Below are 24,220 nucleotides of genomic sequence, written 5' to 3' on the forward strand. Positions count from 1 at the left end.
TGGCGTTGAGCCACCAAGTCGGTGCTTTTGTCACTCAACGGTCTGACGCGTGCTGGAGTCGCCAGGCGTTTCGCTCGCGGAGCGTCGCAGTTCTCTATCCTTGCCGCGCGGCCCTAGGCAGTTGACCGGGAACCAAATCCCGCTCCTCGGTTGGTCCTGCTTCGCCATGGCATATCACCGCTTCCTTGTTGCGAACAAAGCGGAAACGATGCTTGATGGGCGATGAACCTCGCCGCCCATGATTCGACTTTTCTGGAGCCGACTGCTCAGCCTGCCTATCTCGCCCGGCTGAACGACGCGCAGCGTCAGGCCGTTGAGCATGGTGACGGCAAGATCGCCGGGCCCTTGCTGGTCATTGCCGGCGCGGGCTCGGGCAAGACCAACACGCTGGCGCATCGCGTCGCCCATCTCATCGTCAGGGGAGCCGACCCGCGCCGCATCCTGCTGATGACCTTTTCGCGCCGCGCCGCATCCGAAATGGCAAAACGTGTCGAGCGTATCGCCGGCGAAGTGCTCGGCCGCGACGCCGCTGTCATCACCGATGCGCTGACCTGGGCCGGGACCTTTCACGGCATCGGCGCGCGGCTGTTGCGCGACTATGCGCTGGAGATCGGCCTCGACCCGGCCTTCACCATCCATGATCGCGAGGATTCCGCCGATCTGATGAATCTCGTGCGTCATGAGCTCGGCTTCTCCAAGACCGAGGCTCGCTTCCCCACCAAGGGGACCTGCCTCGCCATCTACTCGCGCGCCGTCAACGCGCAGGCGCCGCTTGGCGAAGTGCTGGGGTCGGCCTTCCCCTGGTGCGCCGGTTGGGCCGATCAGCTCAAGCTGCTGTTCGCCGGTTATGTCGAAGCCAAGCAGGCGCAGAACGTGCTCGATTACGACGATCTGCTGCTCTACTGGGCGCAGATGGCGGCCGAGCCGGAAATCGCGGCGCATCTGGGCGGGCGCTTTGACCATGTGCTGGTCGACGAATACCAGGACACCAACCGGCTGCAGGCGTCGATCCTCATGGCGCTGAAACCCGACGGTGCCGGGCTGACGGTGGTCGGCGACGATGCGCAGTCGATCTATTCCTTCCGCGCCGCGGAGGTGCGCAACATACTCGACTTCCCAAAACAGTTCGCCCAAGCCGCCGATGTGGTGATGCTGGAGCGCAACTACCGCTCGACCGAGACCATTCTGGCCGCCGCCAATGCGGTGATCGGCGAGGCTTCGGAGCGCTTCACCAAGAACCTGTGGTCGGAGCGCAAATCCACCGACAAGCCAAGGCTGGTCACCGTGCGCGACGAGGTCGAGCAGGCGAACTTCGTCTGCGATACGATCCTTGCCGAGCGTGAGGCTGGCACGGCGCTGAAATCGCAGGCGGTGCTGTTTCGCGCCTCGCACCACAGCGGGCCGCTGGAAATCGAGCTGACGCGGCGCAACATTCCCTTCGTCAAATTCGGCGGGCTGAAATTCCTGGACGCCGCGCATGTCAAGGACGTGCTGGCGGTGCTGCGTTTTGCCGAAAACCCACGCGACCGCGTCGCCGGTTTCCGCGTGCTACAGCTGATGCCGGGGATCGGCCCTTCAGCCGCCGCACAGATCGTCGAGACGATGACGACAGCACTTGATGAGGCGATGGGGCTGGCTGGCTGGCGGCCGCCACAACGAGCGGCGGACGACTGGCCGGGTTTCGTCTCGCTCTATTCCGGCCTGCGGGCCGGCGCAAAATGGCCGGCGGATCTCGAGCAGGTCAGGCTTTGGTACGAGCCGCATCTGGAGCGCATCCATGAGGATGTCATCACGCGCCGTGCCGACCTGCTGCAGCTCGAGCAGATCGGCTCGGGCTACGCCTCGCGCGAACGCTTCCTGACCGAATTGACCCTCGATCCGCCGGACGCGACCAGCGACCAGGCCGGACCGCCACATCGCGACGAGGACTATCTGATCCTGTCGACCATCCATTCGGCCAAGGGCCAGGAATGGAAGAACGTCTTCGTGCTCAACACGGTCGATGGCTGCATTCCGGCCGATCTCGGTGTCGGCACAAAGGAGGATATCGAGGAGGAGCGCCGGCTGCTCTACGTGGCGATGACGCGGGCCAAGGACAGCCTCAACCTGGTCATGCCGCAGCGCTTCTTTCCGCATGGCCAGGCGGCACGCGGCGACCGCCATCTCTATGCCTCGCGCACGCGGTTCATCCCGGCCTCCATGCTCACGGCATTCCAGCAGGTGTCGTGGCCGGGCGGGCAAGCGGCGCAGGGCAGGGCGCCCCGGCCCGAAGTGCGCGTTGACATCGGCGCGCGCATGCGCGGCATGTGGAAATAGCCGAAGGCCATGGCGCCGATCCGGATTGCCATTGCCGGCGCACTCGGTCGCATGGGCCGCCAGATGGCCGAGGCCGTGCAGGCCGATCCGCGGCTGTCGCTGACCGCCCGCTTCCATCGGCCAAGCAGCGCCGGCGACGGGCTGGTAAGCCGCGACGAGGCGCTTGCCACGGCCGATGTGGTGATCGATTTTACCACACCTGCGGCTTCGGCCAACCTGGCAAGGTTTTGCGCAAACCGCGGCGGCCCCGCTTTGGTGATCGGCTCGACCGGTTTCGATGCCGTCGAACTGGCCACCATCGCCGACGCCGCGAAAACGGTTCCCATCGTCCGCTCCGGCAGCTTTTCGCTTGGGCTGAACATGCTGGTCGGGCTGGTCGGGCAGGCGGCGAGGGCGCTCGATGCCGATGACTGGGATGCAGAGATTTTCGAGGCGCACCATCGCCACAAGGTCGATGCACCGTCGGGCACCGCACTGATGCTGGGCCAGGCCGTTGCCGGCGGACGCGGCGTCGCACTGGACGCGGTCGCAAGGCGCGTCCACGACGGCGTCACCGGCGTGCGGCCAGCCGGCGAGATCGGTTTTGCGGTGATGCGCGGCGGCAGCGTTGTCGGCGAACACAGCGTCAGCTTCTGTGCCGAAGGCGAGCTTGTGACCTTGTCCCATGCCGCCGGCGACCGCATCATGTTTGCCCATGGCGCCGTCGCCGCCGCACTCTGGGTGTCGGGACGCTCGCCTGGCGAATACGACATGTGCGACGTTCTCGGTTTTGGCGCTTCGTGACCAGATTCCACGGCCGTCAAAATGGCTGAAAGCCAGCTGAAAGCTTGGGCATGCAATGACGGCATTGCGGCTTTCGCCGTGTGTCCGGTGCGGGAGCGGCCGGCATGGAGGAATGCGGCACAGCCGGGATGGCGCGCCGCCCAGGTGGAGGAAATAAAGTGACCGGTTTCATCTCGAAACGCGTTTTGCGTTCAGCAGCCCTGACGCTTGCCCTCGTCGCCACTGGTGCGACGGTAGCATCGGCGGCGGACAAGATCACCATCATCGTCGGCGGCATGGAAAAGCAGATCTACCTGCCGGCCGTGCTCACCCAGCAGCTCGGCTACTTCAAGGATGAAGGGCTCGATGTCGAGCTCGTCAATTCGCGTGCCGGCGTTGAGGCCGAAAACGAATTGCTGGCTGGTGCCGTACAGGGCGTCGTCGGCTTCTACGACCACACCGTCGACCTGCAGTCCAAGGGCAAGTACATCCAGTCGATCGTCCAGTTCAGCCAAGCGCCGGGTGAGGTCGAACTGGTCTCCGCCAAGCACCCCGAGATCAAGTCGCCAGCCGACTTCAAGGGCGCCACGCTCGGCGTCACCGGTCTCGGCTCCTCGACCGATTTCCTCACCCAGTACCTTGCCGTGCGCAACGGCCTGAAGCCCGGCGACTACACGCTGCTGCCGGTCGGCGCCGGCAACACCTTCATCGCCGCCGTCAAACAGGATCAGATCCAGGCCGGCATGACCACCGAGCCGACCATCGCGCAATTGCTCAAGACCGGCGAGGCCAGCGTGCTGGTCGACATGCGCACGCCTGAAAAGACCAGGGAAGCGCTGGGCGGCGACTATCCGGCGGCGTCCTTCTATGTCCAGTCTTCCTGGCTCGAAGGCCACAAGGACGAGGCCCAAAAACTCGCCAACGCCTTCGTCAAGACGATGAAATTCATCGCCACGCATTCGGCCGAGGAAATCGCCGACAAGATGCCGAAGGATTATTACGCCGGCAACAAGGACCTCTATGTGCAGGGCCTGGCCGGCGGCAAGGCGATGTTCACGCCCGACGGTCGCATGCCGGCCGATGGCCCGGAGACGGTGCTGAAAGTTCTGTCGACTTTCTCCAAGAGCCTCCAGGGCAAGCAGATCGACCTGTCGAAGACCTTCACGACGGAATTCGTCGACGCCGCCAAATAGAGCAATTCCAGGAAAAGTGTGAAGCGGTTTTCCGTCCGGAATTGCGTCAAAACAAAGAGTTAGAGCGGTTCGCCGTTTCCATGAAACGGTGAAATGCTCTAGCGCCGTCCGACGGCTGCGGATTTCCGCTCCGCGCGTTGAAGAACAACAAGTTGCGCCGCTTGGCTGAATCAGTTCGGCAGCGGCGCCTTTCCGGATGCCGATGACGGAAGGTCTGCTGGCCGACCGACGGCATCTCCGCGCCAACACCTCAGGAGTGCGCCATGCAAGTGCAAACCATGGCGGCCGAGAAGCTGTCTCAGGCCGCGCCACCCGCCGACGCCGCTATCGCCATCGATGATGTGACGCTGCGCTTCGTCACGCCCGACGGCCATATGATGACGGCTATAAGGGATTTCACCATGACCGTGGCGCGTGGCGAGTTCGCTTGCGTCGTCGGGCCGACCGGCTGCGGCAAGTCGACGACGCTCAATCTCGTCACCGGGCTGCTGCGGCCGACGACCGGCAATGTCCGCGTCATGGGCAATCCGGTCACCGACATCAGCCGCGACATCGGTTTCGTCTTCCAGGCCGATGCGCTGTTCCCGTGGCGCAGCGTCCTCGACAATGTCGCCGCCGGCCCGCTCTATCGCGGCACGCCGAAAGCGCAGGCCTATGAGCGGGCGCGCGACTGGATCGCCCGCGTCGGCCTCGGCCGCTTCGAAAGGCATTATCCGCATCAGCTTTCGGGCGGTATGCGCAAGCGCGTCGCACTGGCGCAGACCTTCATCAACCAGCCCAAGATCCTCCTGATGGACGAGCCGTTCAGCGCGCTCGACATGCAGACGCGCACCGCCATGCAGGACGAATTGCTGGACCTGTGGTCGGAGCAGAAATCCTCCGTCGTCTTCGTCACTCATGACCTCGAGGAAGCGGTGGCGCTGGCCGACAAGGTCTATGTGCTGACCGCTGGGCCGGGCACGGTCAAGAGCGTCTACCGTATCGGCCTGCCGCGCCCGCGTGTCATGGCCGACATCCGTTACGACCCGAAGTTCATCGAGATCGCCAAGGTGATCTGGAACGATCTGCGCGAGGAAGTACAGCTCGGCCAGAGCCGTGGCCTGCAGGCTAGCCATTGAAAGGAGAAACAGCATGACCGCAATCTCTCCGACCGACAATCAGGCTGCCGTCCGCGATGCTTCGATCGCCGTTGCCGAAGCCCGGGCGAGGGCGCGGCTGCGCCGGCGCCATGCGCTCGTCATCAGCCTGCGCGTGGCAATCCTCGTCGTCTTCCTTGGCCTGTGGGAACTCGGCGCCGACTACAATGTCATCGACCCGTTCTTCTTCGCCAGCCCATCCGGCATCTGGGACCAGATCTGGGTGTGGGTCACCGAGGGCACGTCGCAAGGATCGCTCTGGCTGCAGATGTATGTGACGCTTGAGGAAACCTTCCTCGGCTTCGTCATCGGCGCCGTTGGCGGTATCGCCGCCGGCATCATCCTTGGCCGCAACCGGCTGCTGGCCGACGTCTTTTCGATCTACATCAAGATCGCCAATTCCGTACCGCGCGTTGTGCTGGGCTCGGTGTTCATCATCGCGCTCGGCCTCGGCATGGCCTCGAAGGTGGCGCTTGCGGTGGTGATGGTGTTCTTCGTCGTCTTCGCCAATGCCTTCCAGGGCGTGCGTGAGGCCGACAGGGCGATGATCGCCAACGCACAGATCCTCGGCGCGTCGCCGTTCCAGATCACCACCTCGGTGATCATCCCCTCGGCGATGAGCTGGATTCTGGCCAGCCTGCATGTCAGCTTCGGCTTTGCCCTGGTTGGTGCCGTCGTCGGCGAGTTCCTTGGCGCCAAGCAAGGCATGGGCCTGCTGATCTCGACCGCGCAAGGTGCCTTCAACGCCAACGGCGTTTTCGCCGCCATGATCATCCTGGCTGTCATGGCGCTGGTGGTGGAGTTCATCATCACCCGCTTCGAGAACTATGTCGTCAAATGGCGGCCGGCACCCTTCAACGAGCAAGGCACCTGATTGGTCAGGCCAGGGGCAGCCTGACTTCGACCACCAGGCCGCCGACCGCGCCATCCCGCAGGGTGACGCGGCCGCCGGCGTTTTCGACGACCTCGCGCACGATGGCGAGCCCCAGCCCGCTGCCTTCCTCGGTCGAACCGGCGATGCGGTAGAAGCGCTCGAACACATGGTCTCTTTCGTCCAGCGGAATGCCAGGCCCGGCATCGGCAACCGCCAGCACGGCTTCGCCATCGACGGCCGCCAGTCTCACCGTGACGCTGCCGCCTGATGAGGAGTAGCGCAGCGCATTGTCGACGAGGTTGACGATCATTTCGCGCAGCATGGTGCCGTCGCCGACAACCGGCACGGGACCGGTCTCTTCAAGGCCGAGATCGATATTGCGGGCGATCGCCGCCGGCGCCTGCGTTTCCAGCACGTGTCTGGCGGCCTCGGTCAGGTCGATGCGATCGGCGCGTGGCCGCCGGCTGCCGGGCTCGGCCCGCGACAAGGTGAGCAACTGTTCGGCCAGCCGGGCGAGCTTGCCGGAGCTTGCCTGCAGCGCGAACAGCGCTTCCTGGCGTGCGTCGGGGACAGTTTCCCTCAAGGCATAGCTCGCCTGCGTCGAAAGCAGCGCCAGCGGCGTGCGCAACTGGTGCGCGGCATTGGCGATGAAGCGGCGCTGCGCCGCCATCTGCCCCCGCACGCGCTCCATATAGACGTTGAGCGCGTCGATCAGCGGCCGGATCTCGCTTTGCGCGCCCGGCACCTCGACCGGGTCGAGATCGCTGCGGCTCGGCGAGCGGACCGCGTCGCGCAGCCGGATCAGCGGCGCCAGGCCCCGGCGCAGGCCGAGCAGCACGAACACGCCGGCAATCGCCACGAGCGCCAGCTGCTGGGCAAAGGCACTGAACCACAGCCGCTTCACCATCGCATCATGGCCGGCAAGTGTAACGCCCACGGTGACCGATATCGGCGAGTCGTCGCCGGCACCGATGACGGCATGGCTGAGCGTCAGGAGCCGTAGCTCATGATCGCGATAGCTGGCCCCGATGCTGGCATGCTGCGGCGCCTCGGGGAGATCCGGATAGCCGGTCAGCAAACGCCCGCCGGCGGTCTCGACCCGGTAGTAGACGCTGTCGCGGTCGCCGGTATCGAACATCTCGATGGCAGCCGGAGGCACCGTTGCGTCGAGCACGCCATCGACCATCGCGACCTGCTCGGCAATCGCCCGCGCCGAGCCGACCAGCATTCGGTCGGTGACCAGATCGGCGGTCGCTAGCGCGTTACGCTGGCTGGTCCATAGATTGATGGCTGCCAGCCCGGCGAGCGGCAGCACCACCCAGGCCAGCAATTGCAGCCGAAGACTGTTAATCCTCATGGCGCAACAGATAGCCGAGACCGCGCAAGGTGGCGATCTGGACCCGCGACCCTTCGAGCTTCTTGCGCACACGGTGCACATAGATCTCGATGGCGCTTGGATCCGCATCGGTCTCGAAGTCATAGATGGCAGCCGACAGTGCGGCCTTGCTCACGGTGCGCCCGGCCTTCACCATCAATTGTTCAAGCACTGCGTGTTCTCGCGGCGTCAGTGCCAGCATTTCGCCGGCGAGCGAAAACAGCCGCGTGTTGGTGTCGAAGACGAGATCGCCGCAGGCAACGACAGGCGCGGTCCGGTCATTGGCGCGACGCAGTTGCACGCGGATGCGCGCTTCAAGCTCCTCGATCTGGAACGGCTTGGCGAGATAGTCGTCCGCGCCTTCATTGAGGCCTTTGACCCGGCCATCGAGACTGGCGTTGGCGGTCAGCACAATGACTGGCACTGCGTTGCCGCGTGCCCGGAGCATGCGCAGCACCTCCATCCCGCCCATGCGCGGCAGTGCCAGGTCGAGGATGACAAGCGCATGATCGCCCGCCGCCAGCGCATGCTCGACATCCTCGCCGTCATGGACGATGTCGACCACATAATTCGCCTGGCGCAGGGTCTTGCCCAACCAGTCGGCGAGTTCACGATTGTCCTCAACAAGCAGCAGTCGCATATCTATGTCGGCCCGGATCCCATCTCCCAGCGGAACGCCCAAGGCTTGATCGCCGCGGCACCCCTGATCTCTCTTGAATGAGCGACAGTATCGATCTCAACGCAAGACAAATGCGGCTCTGGCGCGGGTGACAGCACACCCATCCTGGTTCAAATCAGCCTGTTTCCGCATATTGATCGAACCGAACGGTTCGGTTCTGATTGACAGATTGTATCGCAGACGGTGAACGATGGCGTCCAAAATCACTAGGCCTTCGTCAGAAGGGAAGAGTTCAACATGATGAAATAATTGCATAATTCGTATTTGGCTTGCTGCGACGCAATATGCATTGTCTATAATATAACGAAATCCTGCAGGACCGGAGCGGCTGGAAATCCCAAAAAGCATTCCCTACTTCGGGGTGGTCCGAGCGACGCGAAATTCCTCCCAAGGGCACGCCACTAGACGGACAGGACAGATAAATACTGGAGTAAAGAAAATGACAAAGATCGCTCTTACCGCCGCTGCCATCCTCGTTGCCACGGGCACCGCTTTCGCCGGCAGCGACAATTATGGCTCGGCCAACGTCAACCAGCCCGCCGCCACTGTCGACCATTCGGTCACCGCTTCGATCTCGAAGTCGACCGCCACCGTCCAGACCCAGGCTCCGCAGGGCGCTGACCGTAACCTCTTCGGCCGCTAATCGCGACTGTCGATTTCAATCCGACCTTCAATTCAGGAGTACTTAAAATGACCAAGATCGCTCTTACCGCCGCTGCCATCCTTGTTGCCACGGGCACCGCTTTTGCCGGCAGCGACAATTATGGTTCCAACAATGTCAACCAGCCGGTTGCCAACCAGTCGATCTCCAACGTCGACAACACGCATACCGGTTCGATCGCCAAGTCCGTAAAGGTACAGGGCGACGCCAATGCCAACGTGCCGGCTCAGTCGGGCCAGGGCATCTGGGGCCGTTAATCCCTTCAAACCACGGTAGACGACAAAGAGCGGTGGGCTTGGCCCGCCGCTCTTGTTTTTTGTGCATGGTGATAAGTGCCAATGCTGATCGAGTTATGAAGGAGGCAGGGCTCCAGCGGCTCACATGGGGGCTGATCGAAATCGAACCAGTCGGTTCAACTTATGTTGACGAGCCGTGAGCGAATGGCGACTGCTTGATTCAGTAAATCGCCGTGCCATGCGTTGGACGATTTCCTATAACCATATGATATTGGTCAATAAAATTGTTGGCGTTCTACCATTTGGCAGAGGTCGGACGTCTCGATCCGGTGCGTGATGGAACATCTTCGTGATTGGAAGTCGGCGAATGAAAAAACCACCTGCAGCCTGTCCGAGCGACGCGAAATTCCTCCCAAGGGCACGCCACTAGACGGACAGAACTGGAAATACTGGAGTAAAGAAAATGACCAAGATCGCACTTACCGCCGCCGCCATCCTCGTTGCCACGGGCAGCGCCTTCGCCGGCAGCGACCATTATGGCTCGGACAACGTCAACCAGCCGGCCATTACCGCGCCCGCTGGCAATATTGATCACAGCCACACGGCTTCGATCCGCAAGCCGGTCGAGCATCACGGCTTCAAGCTGACGCCCGATTCAAACCAGCCGGAATCCGGCCAGGGTATCTGGGGCAACTGAGCCGACGCTCGGGCAGGCTTCGATAACAAAGAGCGGTGGGCATGGCCCGCCGCTCTTGTTTCTTTGTGCGACAGGGCAGGTGGCATCGGTTTGACCAGCCAATCCTCGCATCCGGCAGAAAAAGCGTCCACCCCCAGGAATAAAACCGGGTGGCCCCGAGTCTTATCCCCAGCGGAACCGTCCTCCCAAGACGCCGCCCAACGGATGAACAGGAGATTGAAATGAACAAGATTGCTTTCGCCGCCGTCGCTCTTCTCTTTGCGACCGGCGGCGCTTTTGCCGGCAGCGACCACTTTGGCTCCGACAATGCCAACCAGCCGGTTGCCTCGGTTGCCGGCGTCGATCATGCCGTCACCGGCGCGGTCAAGAACACGGATATGGCCGGGCACAAGGCAGCCGATACCAGGATGAAGACCACCACCGACTGGCCGGAATCCGGCCAGGGCATCTGGGGCAACTGAGGATTCGGATGCGGCGGACTTGTCCGCCGCATCCGCCCGGCACGGGCTTTTAGCCCAAATCCTTCGGGCGCAGGCAATGCGTCAGCCGCGCGGAGAACAGGGCGGACCAGTCGCCGTCGAAGACAAAGCGCGCAAGGGCCGCCGTCGGATACTTTTCCTCGATCCTCTTGCGCGCCTTGGCCTCCGAGCCTGGACCGGCGAGTTGTTTTGCCAGATCCTCCAGTCCAGGACTATGGCCAACCACCATCAGGCAGCCGCTCGACGGGTCGGCCTTATGGATCTGGCCCAGAATATCAGCAGCCGAAGCTTCGTAGAGTGGTTGGGCAAACGCGACCCGTGGATGCGCCGGCAACTCCGCGGCGACCAGCCGCCAGGTGTCTCGGGTGCGCAGCGCCGACGATACCAGCACCTGGTCCGGCAGCCAGTCGCGCGCCGCAAGCTCCCGGCCCATCGATCGCGCCGCCTTCAATCCGCGCTCGGCGAGCGGCCGGTCGAAATCATCGAGATCAGGATCGTCCCAACTCGATTTGGCATGGCGCAGGAGAAGAAGTTGTCTCATCGCCGCGTTCTCGGCTCAGGGCGTGATCCGCGCCAGATGTTCCAGGTCGGCTTCCTCGCGCAGCGGATCGGGCGCCATCACCACCGAGGTGCCGTTGTCGGCGTCATCGGCAAAGTGGGCAAGCACCGTGCGCCCGTCCTCCATGCGCGCCTTGCCCTCGGCGACCAGCCCGAGCGCCAGCGGATAAAGCCGGTGTTCGGCCTTCAGCACCCGGGCGGCCAGCGTATCGGCATTGTCGCCGACCATCACCGGCACGGCCGCCTGCGCGATGATCGGTCCGTCATCCATCTCGGATGTGACGAAGTGCACGGTGCAGCCGTGGATGCGCAAGCCGGTGGCCAGCGCGCGCGCATGGGTGTCGAGGCCCTTGAACGCCGGCAGCAGGGCAGGGTGGATGTTGATCATGCGGCCCTGCCATTTCTGGACGAAGCCTGATGTGAGGATGCGCATGTAGCCTGCCAGCGCCACGATCTCGGCATTGAAGGCCTCAAGCGCCGCGTCGATCGCCATGTCGTGCGCCTGCTTGCTGCCATGGTCGGCGCGGGTAATGACCTGCGTGGCGATGCCGCGTGCCTTGGCGATGCCGAGGCCGGCGGCGTCCGCCTTGTCGGAGATGACGCCGACGATCTCGGCCGGGAAGGCCGGGTCGCTGGCAGCGGCGATCAGCGCGGTCATGTTGGAGCCGCGCCCCGATATCAGGACGACTGTGCGTTTTCTGCTCATAGGCCGATCGAGCCCCGATAGATGACGCCGGCATCGCGGCGCGGCACGATGCGGCCGATCGGCGTCACCGTCTCGCCGGCTTCCTGCAGCACGGCGGCGACCTGCGCCGCCTGACCGGACGCGACCGCCAGGATCATGCCAACGCCGCAATTGAAGGTGCGCATCATCTCTTCCGGCGCCACGCCGCCGGTCTTGGCGAGCCATGAGAACACCGGCGGGACGTCGATCGCTTCGAGATCGAGTTCGGCCGAAAAGTCCTTGGGCAGCACGCGCGGAATGTTTTCCGGAAAGCCGCCACCGGTGATGTGGGCCAGCGCCTTGATGCCATGCGTGTTGCGGATGGCCTTGAGGATCGATTTGACATAGATGCGGGTCGGCTCGAGCAGCGCTTCGGCCAGCGTCGCCTCGTCGTTGAATGGCGCCGGATCGCTCCACGCCAGGCCGCTGGCGGCCACGATGCGGCGCACCAGCGAGAAACCGTTCGAATGCAGGCCGGAGGAGGCGAGGCCGAGCAGCACATCGCCTTCGACAATGTCGTCCGTGGGCAAAAGCTGGCCACGTTCGGCCGCGCCCACGGCAAATCCGGCGAGGTCATAATCCTTGCCGTGATACATGCCTGGCATTTCCGCTGTCTCGCCGCCGATCAGCGCGCAGCCGGCCTGACGGCAACCTTCGGCAATGCCGCCGACGATCGCCGCGCCCTGGTCGGGGTCGAGCTTGCCGGTGGCGAAATAATCGAGGAAGAACAGCGGTTCCGCGCCCTGCACGACGATGTCGTTGACGCACATGGCGACGAGGTCGATGCCGATCGTGTCGTGCTTACCGGCATCGATGGCGATCTTGAGCTTGGTACCGACACCGTCATTGGCGGCGACCAGCACCGGATCGGTGAAACCGGCGGCCTTGAGATCGAACAGGCCGCCGAAACCGCCGATCTCGCCGTCCGCGCCCGGCCGGCGCGTGGCGCGCACCAGCGGCTTGATCTTCTCGACCATGAGATTGCCGGCATCGATATCGACACCGGCCTCGGCATAAGTGAGCCCGTTCCTGCGCTTGCTCGTTTTTGACTGGCCCGTTTTGTGCTGGCCAGTTTCGCGCTTGCTCATCACAATTTTCCTGCTCGTTTGCGGGCTCTTCGCATGAACGGTTTCGGTCCGCAAGGATAACGGCGGAACCGAGCGCCATTTGGCCTGACAAAAACGTGGATAGCCTGGCATCCCGCATGGCGCCCGCGCTTGGAACGGACTGCTTCTCCCTTGTGTCGCCCTTCCAACTCCCTCATCTATCCGGAAAAGAGAATACGGCGGGACAACACGTTGACCATCCCCAACCTGATCAGCATCCTGCGCCTTGTTCTGGTGCCTGCCGTGGTGCTGGCCATGCTGCAGTCGCGCTGGGACTGGGCCTTTGCCGGCTTCGTCATTGCCGGCGTGTCGGATGGTGTCGATGGCTTTATCGCACGCCGTTTCAACCAGCAGTCCAGGCTTGGTGCGTATCTCGATCCGATGGCCGACAAGCTGCTTCTGGTTTCGGTGTTCGTCGTCATGGGCTTCACCGGGCAGTTGCCGCTGTGGCTGGTCGTCACCGTGGTAGCGCGCGATGCGCTGATTGTCTGCGCGATCCTGTTGTCCACGGTGATGGCTCATCCCGTCGAGATAAAGCCGTTTCTGGTATCGAAGGCCAATACCGCCATCCAGATCGTGCTGGCGGCGGTTGTGCTGGGCGAACTCGCCTTTGCCGTGCGCCTCGACCCTCTGCGGCAGGCCCTCATATTGCTGTCCGGGGTCTTGACCGTGGCTTCGGCCGCAGCCTATCTCGTGGCTTGGCTGAGGCATATGAGCGGCTATGGCGAAAGCTCCAATCCGGACATCTGAGAAAGAAGCGGCAGTGATCGAGGGCGCGCCTGCCGATCTTGCCGCGTCCTCCGCGTTCCGCCGCCAGATCTTCTTCTGGCTGGCCGGCGCGGCGATCCTGGCGCTTTTCCTCTATGTCTTCAGCGCCATCCTGTTGCCTTTCGTCGCCGGAATGGTGCTTGCCTATTTCCTCGACCCTGTCGCCGACCGGCTGCAGCGGCTCGGCCTGTCCCGCCTCATGGCGACGGTGGTCATCCTCATCACCTTCCTCATCGTGCTGGTGCTGGCCTTCGTCATCCTCATTCCGGTCCTGGCGACGCAGATGGCCGATTTCGCCGGCAAGCTGCCGGAATATCTCACCCGGCTGCAGAGCCTGATCACCTCCTTTGATCCGAAATGGCTGGAGCGGAAATTCGGGGTCAATGCCAATGGCTTGCGTGACGGGCTGAATTCCCTGCTGACCTCGGGCTTCGGCCTGGTCACCACCGTATTCACTTCGCTGTGGAGTTCCGGCATGGCACTGGTCTCGGTGGTCAGCCTGTTCGTGGTGACGCCGGTCGTTGCCTTCTACATGCTGCTCGACTGGGACCGCATGGTGGCCGTCATTGACAGCTGGGTGCCGCGTGACAACGTCGCGACCGTGCGCGCCATCGCGCGTGACATCAACACCGCGACCGCCGGCTTCGTGCGCGGCCAGGGCACGCTCTGTCTGGTGCTGGGCGCCATGTACGCCACCGGCCTGACGCTGACCGGGCTGAATTTTGCGATCCTCATCGGCCTGTTCGCCGGGCTGATCTCCTTCATCCCCTATGTCGGCTCGCTGACCGGGCTGGTGCTGGCCGTCGGCGTCGCCTTCGTCCAGTTCTGGCCGGATTGGACGATGATCGTCGCTGTCGCTGTGGTCTTCTTCATCGGCCAGTTCATCGAGGGCAACATCCTGCAGCCCAGGCTGGTCGGCAAAAGCGTCGGCCTGCATCCGGTATGGCTGATGTTCGCGCTGTTCGCCTTCAGCGCGCTGTTCGGCTTTGTCGGCCTGCTGATTGCCGTTCCGGCTTCCGCGGCCGTCGCGGTTCTGGTTCGCTTTGCCATCGCCCGCTATCTCGAATCGCCGCTCTACAAGGGTCGCGCGACAGAGGCCTTGCCGCCGCTGCCGGCCGATCGCGGCGGCCACCGCACGCAGCCGCGTCGCTGAAGTGACCGCTCAGCGAACCGATCCGCCGCGCCAGCTGCCGCTCGATCTCGGCCACGGCACCGGCTATTCGCGCGACGAACTTGTCGTCTCCGGCACCAACAACCAGGCGGCGGCGCTGGTCGACCGTTGGCCGGACTGGCCCGCGCCGGTGGTGGTGCTGGCAGGTCCCGCCGGGTCCGGGAAGACGCATCTGGCTGCCATCTGGCGCTCGCGTGCCAACGCGGTGGCCGTGAATGCCGGGCGCATCGGCGACAGCATCGCAAACCTTGGCGCCCGGCCGGTGCTGATCGACGATGTCGATACAGGCGCGATCGACGAACAAGGCCTGTTCCATCTGATCAATGCGGTGCGTGGCGCCGGCTCGACGCTGCTGTTGACGGCGCGCCGTTTTCCATCGGCCTGGGGTGTTTCCCTGCCCGATCTTGCCTCGCGGCTGAAAGCGGCGGCGACGGTCGAAATCCACGAGCCCGATGATCTCCTGCTCGCCGGCGTCATAACCAAGCTGTTCGCTGACCGCCAAGTCGAGGTCGAGCCGCATGTCGTGCAGTATCTGGTGCGGCGCATCGAGCGCTCACTGGCGACCGCCATGCGCGTGGTGGAGCGGCTGGACCGCACCGCGCTCGAGCGCAAGACGCCGATCACGCGGGCGCTGGCGTCGGAAGCGGTCAGCGCCATGGACGAAGGGCAGGGCGCGTTCGAGATTTGACGGATGTCGCCCAGGGGTGCCCTCAGGACACGACGTGCACAAACAGGGACATGGAGCGGGCCGCATCGATCTGTTTTGACGCAACGCGCTCTGGGTGACTCGGTTTTCAGGCGGTCAGCGAACGCGAAGCCTGTCCCATTTTGGGAAATAACATCTGGCATCCTTCTTGCAGCGCGAGGTTGCCGGCTGACCCCGGTCCTGATTGCGTTCCAAATCAGGTTGTAGGCTCGCCGGGAATGAGGTTGTTGGGGTTCTCGCCCGGCGAGCTTACCTTCAAATGCACCGAGCGATCACCTGTGCCCGGCCGCGACCATTCTGACCGCCACGGCCTGTCGTTTCCCGCCATTTTTGAAGTGCTCCCGTTGCCGTCTTCAGATTCGCACCGGAAAACCGTCGCAGCAAGGTCCACGGCCGGAAGCGACCAAAGATGGCCATGCGATCACGCCAATGGCTATCGATACTGCCTTTTTCGAAAGGGATGGTCGGAGTGGAGGCATTCGAACTCCCGATTCGTATAACAAAATCAGCTAGTTAAGAGATGCATTGTAACGTTGGAACAAGCCTAAAAATGGAACGTTCCGGCCTATGGAAATCTATGCCGACAGCCAGCCGAACGCGCAAACGCCATTGAGCGGATCGAAGCATGAATCACTCAAGGTATTGGCCGGCGCTAGCGGCTGGAGAATTTCTAGATGGCTACTGGCCATCTAGCCGCGATAGCAATTCGTCAAAATTATCCCCACGTTGAAACTCAAAAATCGACGCTTGAGGGCCAACTCTGGTGCCCATCCCCATGCCACGTCGCTCAATCTTCAAATAGTTACGGCTTGACACCTCTTTAATGTATTCTTGGAAAAGCTGATCAAGGTTTGCAGGAATTAACACGTTTTCGTCAGGCTGCCCCGCGACCAAAAGGTCCTTCAGTTGCGGATTCCAATCAAAGATTTGGCGCGTGCCATTCAGCGATATACGGTTGATCCTGATCGTCTCTGTTATCGAATGATATTTGGATGAGCGTGCGGAAAAATCTATAGCTGGCTTTTGACATCCGACGGCGTTGCTAATGAGCCCATATAAATGCCCCAGATGGTCAGCCTGCCATAGGTTTAAGCCCTGAAAAGCGGAAATCGGGGGTGGAAGTTGTCCTCTTTCAAGTCCGGAATGACAAACCGGTATGGTTGGAATATCACGAATCCATCCAGCACCGAATTCGGCATATACCCACCCACGTTGAAGTGCTTCAGGAGAAAGCAGACCGACAAGTATGGCGCACTCTGCCAAGTTCTTTTTGATCACCTGTTGCCACTCATAACCAGCTTGTAGGCTGTCTAAGTTCGACGAGACGAAAAGATCACACATTCCTAGGAAGTCAGCCTTCACGTCATCCTGAAAATTTATAGCTATCTCGCTATCCGTCGCAGCATGACTTACGAAAACAAGTGGCATAGCCCCGCGTGTCCTTTAAGTGATTCTTTCAAGCAGTTCTTTTATCGTATTCCTACCTATGGGAGTTTAAAAGCCCATGGCTTGTCTTGCGGGCTTCTAGTTGAGCATCGAGGGATCAGTGCGGCTATTCTCCAGCCTTCAGCATTCCATAGGCATTGCGCTTCGGTGCCGGGCGGTCAAGGGATGAACCCTTGATTGCTGCGAACCAAGCTTCCTCGACCATGCGCGCGGCGGCGGGGGCCGATCTCGCGACGCCGTGAAGCTCGCCAACGTTCCGGCTGATTTCCGCGCCGCGTGCGTTCATCGCCCAAAACCACAAGCTTTGTTGCGGGCCGTGCTCATAGAGGTAGATACGGCCGACGCCACCGGTGTAGCCATCCGCGTCGACGGCATAGTCGGCGTCCTTGTCCCTCCATGTCTGCCGCCACTTCAGCCGCAAGGGAAAAGCTTCGCCGTCCGCGACCTTTGCAGGTTCGGCCATGTTGCAACCTCCATCTGTTTGATGCCGGGAGGTTCCACCGACGCCGGGAGGCAGTCAAGGGTTTTGTTCCTATTTTGTTCTTGATCATCAAACTGCATCGTGGTGATGCACAAGCGGCCTTAACCTTCGGACCGGCGTCACCATCTAAAGCTTATCGAAATCCCAATGGAGTGAAGCATGTCAGAGACAACGAAATGCTCGCACTGCGGTGCGGAGTATGAAGTGACCTACACCAAAACGATATTTCGGGATCATGATAGCGAAGACTGCGAAGTCTGCGGCAAACAGTTGGCAAGCTGGAATGGCTCTCGTATTCCCCACTTCCGGCTGATAAATTGTCCCGATGGCAGCGAAAAGCCCGCCGCATGAGCGGCGGGCTTCAGGTCGGCGAGCATAGAGCGACTATTCCGGTTCCTTGAGGTCTTCAGCGATCCAGCCGCGAAGAACGTCGCGGGTAACGAAATCAATCGTTGCATCGTTCTCGCCGGCCTTCTCCCGCTTCATGCGCTCGCCATAGCGAATGAAGATCATGCGCCCTTCGCGGTGCCAGTGTGCAGTGACAACGCAGCGCTTCACCTCCGCATCGATGATGCTTCCGAAGGTGACGCGCTTTGCAGGCGGTTCTTCGATCTTGGCTTGTGCCAGCATGGGATGCGAGGGCTTGCCGGTGAAGTCGCCTTCATCGCGCTCGGCAACGCGGGACAGAGCTTCATACTCGGAAAATGCACATGGCGCGCGCCACAGTGCGCCATTCGTCGGAACCTATTTCGGCCGTTGTGTTTCCAAGATGGCGATAGCGCTCAATCCGAGCACCGACCAACTCGACAAGATCGGCATCGCTCAAGCGGCCGGCGATTCCTTCGCGAAGTTTCGCCGCGAATAGGTCATCCACTCCTACGCTGGCGTAGCGCCAATCATTCCGAGCGGCGTCATCGAATGCGAGCCGGGCCTGATAATTCCGAAGTGCGATCTGGTCGGCGGCGAGGGGATAACGTCCGACCGTTACAGGCTTGGTGCCGGTCTCAACGGCGCGGCGCTCGCCGAGCGCAATCTTGTGCTGAAGATCGGCAACCGCTCCGGGCAAGAGTTTGAGGGCGGTTCGGTAGTCGGGGCCGAGCGATGTTCGAAGCTCGGTCTTGCCATCCATGAAGGGCCGAATCTCCTTGAGTATAACAAGCCGTGCAAAATATCGGCCACCCCGATTGAGAAGGTTCCGCACCTTTCCGCAATCGACTTTCATCCGCTTTGTTACGCATTTTGTAACATAAATACGGACAGAAACCCTTACAGGTCAAGGGCTTCAGCGATTTCAAGGGGTTAGAATGGTCGGAGTGGAGAGATTCGAACTCCCGACCCTCTGGTCCCAAACCAGATGCGCTACCAGCCTGCGCTACACTCCGAACGGTCTGTTGCCTATTCATTTCGGTGCTATATGGCAAGTGCAAAAACCTTGCCGCCATGCGCATTGCGCAGTAATGACGGGCAAAGGGCGGCGATGCCGCCTTGCATAACAATGAGGTGGCCATGTCCGCGCGCATTTTCAGCCCAGCCAAAACCGCGATGCAGTCCGGTAAGGCCAAGACCGGCCACTGGGTGCTGGAATTCGATCCCGAGATGCGCAAGAAGATCGATCCCCTGATGGGCTATACGACCTCTGGGGATATGAGAAGCCAGATCAGGCTCACCTTCGACACGCGGGAAGAGGCCGTGGCTTACGCCGAAAAGGAAGGGCTTGCCTTCCGTGTCGAGGAGCCGAAAGAGACCAAGCGCCGCCAGATTTCCTATGCGGAAAATTTCCGCTATGACCGCAGGACGCCCTGGACGCATTGAACCGCAGCCAGCGCCAGATATCCAGCCGGTCCCTTTTGGCCGGCCCAGCGGTCCCGTAGCTCAGCTGGATAGAGCACCGGCCTTCTAAGCCGATGGTCACAGGTTCGAATCCTGTCGGGATCGCCAATCTTTTCAAGTGGTTAGATGCTATATTAAGAGCCTGAAACCAACCGAAATTGGTCGTTTTGCAGATTTCGTTCCTCATGGGTTCTTTTCCATGCGGTGAATGACGGTGCAGTCTGCGGGAACCTGATGCCCGCCAGCACGTTGCCTCGCATGCTCAAGAAGATCGCCTTCGCCGCCGTGTTGTTCCAGGTTGCCGTTTTCTCGGCTCTGATAACCCAGACGGTTCTTTTCGCGTCCACGGCGACGCAAGCGGCCGCCGTGCGGCATAGCGAGCCCGTTGCGGTCGCTGATAAGGAGTGCGCCACCGCGACATGGCCGAATATTCCGGGTCGATGCCTGGAGCGGGTGGAGGCGCGGAACTCAAGTACGACGATAGTGGCGATGACCGCGCAATAAGGCAAAGCTCGACCGGCGATCCGGAATTATTTCGTGATCTGCCGAGATTGGAACCTTAGGCCCCATGAGGCGTTCGGGGCCTTGTATTCGCGGAACCTCATAAAAAGGCAATGTGCGGGCCAGCGAATGGGCGGGGCAAAACAAGTGCGGGTTGGGGGAGGAGAAGCCAGGCCATGTCGAAACGAGAAATTGGAACGTCCCCCGCCTTGGGGCGGCGTATCGCTGAACTCAAGGCCAGAATGCAGGATGCCGAAATTTCCGACTATGAGATGAAGACCTTCCACAAGGTCGCCGCCATCATGGGAGCAGGCGACGGCTCGCTACGACTGGATGCCGACGACCTGATCGCCGCATCCTTCGTTGTGGAGGCAAGTCGACCGGCGCCCGGCCGTTGACGTTCGGGAATGCCCGCATCGCGCGAAATTTAGGGACCGAACTGCTTTCCCCGCCGGAGCCCGACCACCAATGGGCGTGCTCCGGCTCCCTGATCTCGAATTGAAGGGAAAGTCTTATCATTTTGTTTGCGTTGGCACGTCATAGTAGAGGCGGCTAACGGAGTGGAATGGAATGAAGCTCGACCTGTCGCCGACCAGCTGGGGCAGGGTGATCGCTGTCACCGCGGCCGGCACGGCATTCTTCATTGCCGTGGCGTTTTTTGTTGATTCGTTCAATTTCCCCTATCTGTCGTCCGACGCTGTCTGGCGCGCGCAACTGACGGACCTGCTTCTTCCCTTGGGGCTGGGCGGCACGTTTCTGTTTCTTCTCATGTGGAAGATCCGCCAACTGGCCATAGCCCAACGCGAACTCAGCGTCATCGCCGCGACCGACAGTCTTACGGCGGTGCTGAACCGCGGCGCCTTCTCGATGCTGGTCGAGGCCTATCTCGAGGAGACCCGCAAGCAGGAGCATGCCCGTTCCGGCGCGCTGCTGATCATCGACGCCGACCATTTCAAGTCGATCAACGACCGGCTCGGCCATGACTGCGGCGACCAGGCGCTCAAGCTGATCGCGCAGGCGATCAAGGGGCAATTGCGCGGCAGCGATATCGTCGGCCGCATCGGGGGCGAGGAGTTTGGCGTGTTTCTTCCCGGTGTCGACCCCCCGCAATCCTGGCTGGTTGCCGAAAGCATCCGCCGGCGCATTCGCGAAATGGATTTTTCGCCCGGCGGCCGCGCCTGTCCGCTTTCCGTCTCGATCGGCGGCACCAGCTTCAGCGGGCCGACGACCTACGAGGCGATTTTCTCCGCCGCCGACAGGCGGCTCTATGTCGCCAAGTCGAATGGACGCGACCAGGTCAGTTTTGACCCGGCGGAAGCCGCCCTGGTGTCTCAGCCCAGCGCCACCACGGTGCATTGAAGGCAGCCTTGCAGCGCATGAAGGCGACCGGTTCCTTGACGCCTTCTTGTCGGTATGCTTCCTCCGGCTAAGGTGATGTATTGGGCATCGCCAGAGACATTTCTGCTTTCTTGATCTCCTCGGTCTTCCGGCCCGCTGGCGCAGTCGCGACCTTTCGGTGCCGGCGAACGAGTGGCGGGATGGCCCCGGGCAAGGCCAGGCAAGCGCGGCGATCATGATCCATTTCTTCAACAGTTTTCAAAACCCGTTTGGCGGCAGCGAGCGCGAGACCCTCGACCTGTACCGGCTGTTGAGCGCCGACCAGCAGGTGCGTCTTTGGGCAACCTCTTCGCGCGTGTCCGACGAACTGATGCAGCAATTTCCGATTCACCGCGTCTCGCCGACAAAGCGCGACGTGCCGGACGGCGGCACCTACGTCTTCCTCGGCGCGCATTGGCGCAACAAAATCTGGCCTTACCTGATCCGGCGACCACGCCGGCTGATCTATGTCTTCAACACCTTTCACCCAAAAATCATCGCGCTGACGACCGGCATGCCGCGCCTGCTGGGCTGGCCCGACGCCGAACTGGTGCTGATCTCCGATTTTCAGAAGCGCATGCTGCAGGTCGAAGGCGTCGTGCATCCGTCGCCAATCGATATCGAGCGTTTCTCACCATGGCCGGCAAGGTCGGATCGGCCGTTCACGGTGGGCCGGCTGAGCCGTGACACGGCGGACAAACATCATGCCGACGATGCGGCGCTTTATGAGGCATTGCTGGCCGATGGCGTTGCGGTGCGGATCCAGGGCGGGACGCCGCTCAAGGACAAGCTTACGCCACACCCGCAACTGGAACTCCTGCCGCAAGGCCAGTTTGCCGCCGAACAATTCTTGCCGACGCTCGACGTGTTCTACTACCGCACCGGCTCGCATGTGGAGACCTTCGGCCGCGTGGTGTTCGAGGCGATGGCCTGCGGTTTGCCCGTGGTCTGCCATTCGCATGGCGGCTACGCCGACCATATCATTCATGGCGAAAACGGTTTTCTCTTTGAGACGACGCAACAGGCGGCGCAAATCTTGGCCGAGCTCAAGGCCGATCCAGCGCTGCGGGCTGACGTGGGCCACAAAGCGCGGCAGACCGTCGAGCGGCTGTTTTCGCCGCAGGCATTGCAACAGCGGCTGGATTTCTATCGGCGTTAGCGATACCGCCCGCAACGACAGCTTGCTCAGTCCGTTTGTCATCAATCTCGACATCGCCAAAGTTGACATGCAAAAGAACCACCGGGCGGACCGCATCGGTGCCACCTGATCGAGCGGGGCTTCTTACCGATGACATTGATGGGCGCGGCGGCGTTGCTGATCCTGGTCCTGACCTATGCCGGCGTGGCTATCGGCCGTATACCTGGACTGCGCCTCGACCGGGCGGGGATTGCGCTGCTTGGCGGCGCCGCGATGATCGCCATCGGCGCGATCAGCATGGAGGATGCCTACCGCGCGATCAATTTCGACACCATCACGCTTCTGCTCGGCATGATGATCGTGGTGGCGCATTTGAAAGTCTCCGGCGCCTTTCGCGGCCTTGGCGCCATCGCCATCGAACACGCGCACGCGCCCTTCATGCTCCTGGTGATGGTCACGCTGCTGACCGGCGTGCTGTCGGCCTTCCTGGTCAATGATGCCATCTGCCTGGTCATGGCGCCGATCGTCGTCCACGTCACCCGCGTCATCAACCGCAACCCGATTCCATACCTGATCGCCACCGCCACCGCATCGAACTGCGGCAGTGTCGCCACCATCACCGGCAATCCGCAGAACATGGTCATCGGCGCGCTGTCGGGCATTTCCTATCCTGCCTTTTCAGCGGCGCTCGCGCCGGTCGCACTGTTCGGCCTCGTCGCGGTCATCGTCATCGTGCGCATCGTCTATCGGGCCGAATTCACCCGCACCGCTGAACTAGCGCCGCATGTGTCGCGCGGGCGCATGCATCGCGGGCAGGTGCTGAAGGCCGTGATCGTCTGCATCGGCCTGGCCGTTGCCTTCTTCGCCGGCGTTCCCGTTGCCAAGGCGGCGTTGATCGGCGGCGCCATTCTGCTGCTCACTCGCGCCATCAAGCCGGAACGCATCTACCGTGAGATCGACGGTCCGCTGCTGTTCATGTTCGCAGGTCTGTTCGTGGTGGTTGCCGGCGCCGAAAAGACGCTGCTGACGCCTGATCTCGTCGCCTCGGCCAAGAATCTCGGCCTGGACGATGTCTGGCGTTTGTCCGGGTTCACCGCGGTGCTCTCTAACATCATGAGCAATGTGCCGGCCGTGCTGGCACTGCGGCCGTTCATACCCGGGTTGGAAAACCCCGAACGCGCCTGGCTGGTGGTGGCGATGAGCTCGACGCTTGCCGGTAATTTCACGCTGCTCGGCTCGGTCGCCAATCTGATCGTCGCCGAGCAGTCCAAGACTGCCGGCACACCACTGTCCTTCGGCGCCTTCTTCCAGGTCGGCTTGCCGCTGACGCTGATCACGCTCGTCGCCGGCACCGCATGGTTGGCGCTGGGTTTCTAGGCTGGGCTGCCTGAAATTCGTGCCCTGACCAGCATGGCCGCCGCTCGTCCGGCTGCCTCGATGTAGTCGGGATTGCGATGGATCAGCATGATCGAAAAACAACCGTCGATCAGCAGTACGATCTCGCGCGCCACAACCTGCGGTTCCTCGATGCCATGGTTGGACAACGCGCCAGCCAGCCATGTCTCAAAATTTGACTTGTGACGCGAGCCGACCTTGACCGCCGGATGTCCAGGCATCGAAGCGAGTTCCGCGGCTGTGCGCAGAAAGCCGCATCCCTTCCATTTCGGATGGTGCGCAACCCGTGCCAGATTGCTGAAGATCGCCTCGACCCTGCGGTCCGCCTCACCTTCTGCCGCGTCGAACCAGCCGGCCATCTGCCGCAGATTGGGCTGGTCGCGACCGTCGAGATAGGCAGCGATGAGGTCGTCCTTGCTCTTGAAGTGGTAGTAAAGCGTACGCTTGGTGAGGCCTGCCTTTTCGGCAACGGCATCGACGCTGACACGACCGATTCCCTCGGCGTAAAACAGCTTCGTCGCGGCATCGACGATGCGTTTGCGGGTCGGACTGGCGGCTTCAGGCATGGAGCATGTATACCGACTAGTGAATATACATGCAATCGAAAGCAT

28 protein-coding genes and 2 tRNA genes are annotated in these 24,220 nt (G+C 61.9%); 19 read left to right on the forward strand and 11 right to left on the reverse strand.

The features are described 5' to 3' along the window. Window positions 1–222 precede the first annotated feature (222 nt). The 5 genes from AC1VON_RS16945 (at window position 223) to AC1VON_RS16965 (ending at window position 6,281) form a co-directional block, all read left to right on the forward strand. Window positions 223–2,316 carry an ATP-dependent helicase gene (locus tag AC1VON_RS16945; RefSeq protein WP_483124265.1) on the forward strand — a complete coding sequence of 698 codons (2,094 nt, stop codon included), beginning with the start codon at window positions 223–225 and terminating at the stop codon, window positions 2,314–2,316. Between the two features lie 9 nt (window positions 2,317–2,325). After that, window positions 2,326–3,099, forward strand: coding sequence for a 4-hydroxy-tetrahydrodipicolinate reductase (gene dapB / locus AC1VON_RS16950; RefSeq protein ID WP_483124266.1), 774 nt, complete (start codon window positions 2,326–2,328; stop codon window positions 3,097–3,099). Window positions 3,100–3,257: 158 nt separating this feature from the next. Next, window positions 3,258–4,271, forward strand: coding sequence for an ABC transporter substrate-binding protein (locus tag AC1VON_RS16955; RefSeq protein ID WP_483124267.1), 1,014 nt, complete (start codon window positions 3,258–3,260; stop codon window positions 4,269–4,271). Between the two features lie 263 nt (window positions 4,272–4,534). After that, on the forward strand, window positions 4,535–5,389 hold the full coding sequence (locus tag AC1VON_RS16960) for an ABC transporter ATP-binding protein (RefSeq protein WP_206681857.1): 855 nt from the start codon (window positions 4,535–4,537) through the stop codon (window positions 5,387–5,389). 13 nt (window positions 5,390–5,402) lie between these two features. Further along, window positions 5,403–6,281 carry an ABC transporter permease gene (locus tag AC1VON_RS16965; RefSeq protein ID WP_172351112.1) on the forward strand — a complete coding sequence of 293 codons (879 nt, stop codon included), beginning with the start codon at window positions 5,403–5,405 and terminating at the stop codon, window positions 6,279–6,281. Between the two features lie 4 nt (window positions 6,282–6,285). Here AC1VON_RS16965 and AC1VON_RS16970 read toward each other — a convergent pair whose 3' ends face one another. Next, a complete protein-coding gene (locus tag AC1VON_RS16970) occupies window positions 6,286–7,638 on the reverse strand; it encodes a sensor histidine kinase (protein ID WP_483124268.1) in 1,353 nt (450 codons plus the stop codon). Beyond that, window positions 7,628–8,296, reverse strand: coding sequence for a response regulator (locus AC1VON_RS16975; protein WP_172351110.1), 669 nt, complete (start codon window positions 8,294–8,296; stop codon window positions 7,628–7,630). Before AC1VON_RS16975 ends, AC1VON_RS16970 begins: the two co-directional genes overlap by 11 nt. A 478-nt stretch (window positions 8,297–8,774) precedes the next feature. Between AC1VON_RS16975 and AC1VON_RS16980 the strand changes: the two genes are divergently transcribed. The 4 genes from AC1VON_RS16980 (at window position 8,775) to AC1VON_RS16995 (ending at window position 10,390) form a co-directional block, all read left to right on the forward strand. Beyond that, window positions 8,775–8,978, forward strand: a complete 204-nt coding sequence (locus tag AC1VON_RS16980; RefSeq protein WP_172351109.1) for a DUF680 domain-containing protein — start codon at window positions 8,775–8,777, stop codon at window positions 8,976–8,978. Between the two features lie 47 nt (window positions 8,979–9,025). After that, window positions 9,026–9,253 carry a DUF680 domain-containing protein gene (locus AC1VON_RS16985; protein WP_056563096.1) on the forward strand — a complete coding sequence of 76 codons (228 nt, stop codon included), beginning with the start codon at window positions 9,026–9,028 and terminating at the stop codon, window positions 9,251–9,253. A 442-nt stretch (window positions 9,254–9,695) separates the two neighbouring features. After that, complete coding sequence (locus AC1VON_RS16990) at window positions 9,696–9,929, forward strand: DUF680 domain-containing protein (RefSeq protein WP_172351108.1); 234 nt, start codon at window positions 9,696–9,698, stop codon at window positions 9,927–9,929. A gap of 221 nt (window positions 9,930–10,150) precedes the next feature. After that, on the forward strand, window positions 10,151–10,390 hold the full coding sequence (locus AC1VON_RS16995) for a DUF680 domain-containing protein (RefSeq protein WP_483124269.1): 240 nt from the start codon (window positions 10,151–10,153) through the stop codon (window positions 10,388–10,390). Between the two features lie 49 nt (window positions 10,391–10,439). Here AC1VON_RS16995 and AC1VON_RS17000 read toward each other — a convergent pair whose 3' ends face one another. The 3 genes from AC1VON_RS17000 to purM are packed head-to-tail and all read right to left on the reverse strand — an operon-like array spanning window position 10,440 to window position 12,778. Beyond that, window positions 10,440–10,949: a SixA phosphatase family protein gene (locus tag AC1VON_RS17000; RefSeq protein ID WP_483124270.1), complete on the reverse strand. Its 510-nt coding sequence runs from the start codon at window positions 10,947–10,949 to the stop codon at window positions 10,440–10,442. Window positions 10,950–10,964: 15 nt separating this feature from the next. After that, entirely contained in the window at window positions 10,965–11,672 is a 708-nt protein-coding gene (purN, locus tag AC1VON_RS17005; protein WP_483124271.1) for a phosphoribosylglycinamide formyltransferase, read from the reverse strand. Beyond that, window positions 11,669–12,778 carry a phosphoribosylformylglycinamidine cyclo-ligase gene (gene purM, locus AC1VON_RS17010; protein ID WP_065004974.1) on the reverse strand — a complete coding sequence of 370 codons (1,110 nt, stop codon included), beginning with the start codon at window positions 12,776–12,778 and terminating at the stop codon, window positions 11,669–11,671. The genes purN and purM overlap by 4 nt, the downstream gene beginning before the upstream one ends. 210 nt (window positions 12,779–12,988) lie before the next feature. Here purM and AC1VON_RS17015 point away from each other — a divergent pair, with 210 nt between their 5' ends. The 3 genes from AC1VON_RS17015 to hdaA are packed head-to-tail and all read left to right on the forward strand — an operon-like array spanning window position 12,989 to window position 15,423. Beyond that, window positions 12,989–13,546 carry a CDP-alcohol phosphatidyltransferase family protein gene (locus AC1VON_RS17015; RefSeq protein WP_483124272.1) on the forward strand — a complete coding sequence of 186 codons (558 nt, stop codon included), beginning with the start codon at window positions 12,989–12,991 and terminating at the stop codon, window positions 13,544–13,546. Further along, complete coding sequence (locus tag AC1VON_RS17020; RefSeq protein ID WP_483124273.1) at window positions 13,518–14,717, forward strand: AI-2E family transporter; 1,200 nt, start codon at window positions 13,518–13,520, stop codon at window positions 14,715–14,717. The genes AC1VON_RS17015 and AC1VON_RS17020 overlap by 29 nt, the downstream gene beginning before the upstream one ends. A 1-nt stretch (window position 14,718) precedes the next feature. Further along, entirely contained in the window at window positions 14,719–15,423 is a 705-nt protein-coding gene (hdaA, locus tag AC1VON_RS17025; protein ID WP_483124274.1) for a DnaA regulatory inactivator HdaA, read from the forward strand. 696 nt (window positions 15,424–16,119) lie between these two features. Here hdaA and AC1VON_RS17030 read toward each other — a convergent pair. The 5 genes from AC1VON_RS17030 to AC1VON_RS17050 all read right to left on the reverse strand — a co-directional run bounded on the left by AC1VON_RS17030 (window position 16,120) and on the right by AC1VON_RS17050 (window position 18,750). Next, the gene (locus AC1VON_RS17030; protein WP_483124275.1) at window positions 16,120–16,869 is read right to left on the reverse strand and encodes a toll/interleukin-1 receptor domain-containing protein; all 750 of its coding nucleotides are present in this window, start codon (window positions 16,867–16,869) and stop codon (window positions 16,120–16,122) included. Window positions 16,870–16,993: 124 nt separating this feature from the next. Then, a complete protein-coding gene (locus AC1VON_RS17035; RefSeq protein ID WP_483124276.1) occupies window positions 16,994–17,350 on the reverse strand; it encodes a hypothetical protein in 357 nt (118 codons plus the stop codon). Between the two features lie 402 nt (window positions 17,351–17,752). Beyond that, window positions 17,753–17,998 carry a hypothetical protein gene (locus AC1VON_RS17040; RefSeq protein ID WP_483124277.1) on the reverse strand — a complete coding sequence of 82 codons (246 nt, stop codon included), beginning with the start codon at window positions 17,996–17,998 and terminating at the stop codon, window positions 17,753–17,755. A gap of 61 nt (window positions 17,999–18,059) precedes the next feature. Beyond that, complete coding sequence (locus tag AC1VON_RS17045) at window positions 18,060–18,497, reverse strand: hypothetical protein (protein ID WP_483124278.1); 438 nt, start codon at window positions 18,495–18,497, stop codon at window positions 18,060–18,062. Window positions 18,498–18,673: 176 nt separating this feature from the next. Then, a tRNA-Pro gene (locus tag AC1VON_RS17050) sits at window positions 18,674–18,750 on the reverse strand. Between the two features lie 124 nt (window positions 18,751–18,874). Between AC1VON_RS17050 and AC1VON_RS17055 the strand changes: the two genes are divergently transcribed. The 7 genes from AC1VON_RS17055 (at window position 18,875) to AC1VON_RS17085 (ending at window position 23,591) form a co-directional block, all read left to right on the forward strand. After that, the gene (locus AC1VON_RS17055; RefSeq protein WP_015318428.1) at window positions 18,875–19,180 is read left to right on the forward strand and encodes an ETC complex I subunit; all 306 of its coding nucleotides are present in this window, start codon (window positions 18,875–18,877) and stop codon (window positions 19,178–19,180) included. Window positions 19,181–19,229: 49 nt separating this feature from the next. Beyond that, window positions 19,230–19,306, forward strand: a tRNA-Arg gene (locus AC1VON_RS17060). A gap of 150 nt (window positions 19,307–19,456) precedes the next feature. Then, on the forward strand, window positions 19,457–19,702 hold the full coding sequence (locus AC1VON_RS17065) for a hypothetical protein (RefSeq protein WP_246740713.1): 246 nt from the start codon (window positions 19,457–19,459) through the stop codon (window positions 19,700–19,702). A gap of 173 nt (window positions 19,703–19,875) precedes the next feature. Next, on the forward strand, window positions 19,876–20,097 hold the full coding sequence (locus AC1VON_RS17070) for a hypothetical protein (RefSeq protein WP_140768280.1): 222 nt from the start codon (window positions 19,876–19,878) through the stop codon (window positions 20,095–20,097). Window positions 20,098–20,269: 172 nt separating this feature from the next. After that, complete coding sequence (locus AC1VON_RS17075) at window positions 20,270–21,058, forward strand: GGDEF domain-containing protein (protein WP_483124279.1); 789 nt, start codon at window positions 20,270–20,272, stop codon at window positions 21,056–21,058. Between the two features lie 214 nt (window positions 21,059–21,272). Beyond that, window positions 21,273–22,235, forward strand: coding sequence for a glycosyltransferase family 4 protein (locus tag AC1VON_RS17080; protein WP_483124280.1), 963 nt, complete (start codon window positions 21,273–21,275; stop codon window positions 22,233–22,235). A gap of 129 nt (window positions 22,236–22,364) precedes the next feature. Continuing rightward, on the forward strand, window positions 22,365–23,591 hold the full coding sequence (locus AC1VON_RS17085; RefSeq protein WP_483124281.1) for an anion transporter: 1,227 nt from the start codon (window positions 22,365–22,367) through the stop codon (window positions 23,589–23,591). Here the strand turns inward: AC1VON_RS17085 and AC1VON_RS17090 are convergent. Next, entirely contained in the window at window positions 23,588–24,175 is a 588-nt protein-coding gene (locus tag AC1VON_RS17090) for a TetR/AcrR family transcriptional regulator (protein WP_172351097.1), read from the reverse strand. The genes AC1VON_RS17085 and AC1VON_RS17090 overlap by 4 nt on opposite strands. Between the last annotated feature and the right edge of the window lie 45 nt (window positions 24,176–24,220).

It is taken from the genome of Mesorhizobium sp. HAY1-8B, assembly GCF_056868045.1.

Coding starts and splice junctions, on each gene's coding strand:
- AC1VON_RS16945 (WP_483124265.1), top strand. CDS start 223: ATGAACCTCGCCGCCCATGATTCGACTTTTCTGGAGCCGACTGCTCAG.
- dapB (WP_483124266.1), top strand. CDS start 2,326: ATGGCGCCGATCCGGATTGCCATTGCCGGCGCACTCGGTCGCATGGGC.
- AC1VON_RS16960 (WP_206681857.1), top strand. CDS start 4,535: ATGCAAGTGCAAACCATGGCGGCCGAGAAGCTGTCTCAGGCCGCGCCA.
- AC1VON_RS16965 (WP_172351112.1), top strand. CDS start 5,403: ATGACCGCAATCTCTCCGACCGACAATCAGGCTGCCGTCCGCGATGCT.
- AC1VON_RS16970 (WP_483124268.1), bottom strand. CDS start 7,638: ATGAGGATTAACAGTCTTCGGCTGCAATTGCTGGCCTGGGTGGTGCTG.
- AC1VON_RS16975 (WP_172351110.1), bottom strand. CDS start 8,296: ATGCGACTGCTGCTTGTTGAGGACAATCGTGAACTCGCCGACTGGTTG.
- AC1VON_RS16980 (WP_172351109.1), top strand. CDS start 8,775: ATGACAAAGATCGCTCTTACCGCCGCTGCCATCCTCGTTGCCACGGGC.
- AC1VON_RS16985 (WP_056563096.1), top strand. CDS start 9,026: ATGACCAAGATCGCTCTTACCGCCGCTGCCATCCTTGTTGCCACGGGC.
- AC1VON_RS16990 (WP_172351108.1), top strand. CDS start 9,696: ATGACCAAGATCGCACTTACCGCCGCCGCCATCCTCGTTGCCACGGGC.
- AC1VON_RS16995 (WP_483124269.1), top strand. CDS start 10,151: ATGAACAAGATTGCTTTCGCCGCCGTCGCTCTTCTCTTTGCGACCGGC.
- AC1VON_RS17000 (WP_483124270.1), bottom strand. CDS start 10,949: ATGAGACAACTTCTTCTCCTGCGCCATGCCAAATCGAGTTGGGACGAT.
- purN (WP_483124271.1), bottom strand. CDS start 11,672: ATGAGCAGAAAACGCACAGTCGTCCTGATATCGGGGCGCGGCTCCAAC.
- purM (WP_065004974.1), bottom strand. CDS start 12,778: ATGAGCAAGCGCGAAACTGGCCAGCACAAAACGGGCCAGTCAAAAACG.
- AC1VON_RS17020 (WP_483124273.1), top strand. CDS start 13,518: ATGGCGAAAGCTCCAATCCGGACATCTGAGAAAGAAGCGGCAGTGATC.
- AC1VON_RS17030 (WP_483124275.1), bottom strand. CDS start 16,869: ATGCCACTTGTTTTCGTAAGTCATGCTGCGACGGATAGCGAGATAGCT.
- AC1VON_RS17035 (WP_483124276.1), bottom strand. CDS start 17,350: ATGGCCGAACCTGCAAAGGTCGCGGACGGCGAAGCTTTTCCCTTGCGG.
- AC1VON_RS17040 (WP_483124277.1), bottom strand. CDS start 17,998: ATGCTGGCACAAGCCAAGATCGAAGAACCGCCTGCAAAGCGCGTCACC.
- AC1VON_RS17045 (WP_483124278.1), bottom strand. CDS start 18,497: ATGGATGGCAAGACCGAGCTTCGAACATCGCTCGGCCCCGACTACCGA.
- AC1VON_RS17055 (WP_015318428.1), top strand. CDS start 18,875: ATGTCCGCGCGCATTTTCAGCCCAGCCAAAACCGCGATGCAGTCCGGT.
- AC1VON_RS17065 (WP_246740713.1), top strand. CDS start 19,457: ATGCTCAAGAAGATCGCCTTCGCCGCCGTGTTGTTCCAGGTTGCCGTT.
- AC1VON_RS17070 (WP_140768280.1), top strand. CDS start 19,876: ATGTCGAAACGAGAAATTGGAACGTCCCCCGCCTTGGGGCGGCGTATC.
- AC1VON_RS17075 (WP_483124279.1), top strand. CDS start 20,270: ATGAAGCTCGACCTGTCGCCGACCAGCTGGGGCAGGGTGATCGCTGTC.
- AC1VON_RS17080 (WP_483124280.1), top strand. CDS start 21,273: ATGATCCATTTCTTCAACAGTTTTCAAAACCCGTTTGGCGGCAGCGAG.
- AC1VON_RS17085 (WP_483124281.1), top strand. CDS start 22,365: ATGACATTGATGGGCGCGGCGGCGTTGCTGATCCTGGTCCTGACCTAT.
- AC1VON_RS17090 (WP_172351097.1), bottom strand. CDS start 24,175: ATGCCTGAAGCCGCCAGTCCGACCCGCAAACGCATCGTCGATGCCGCG.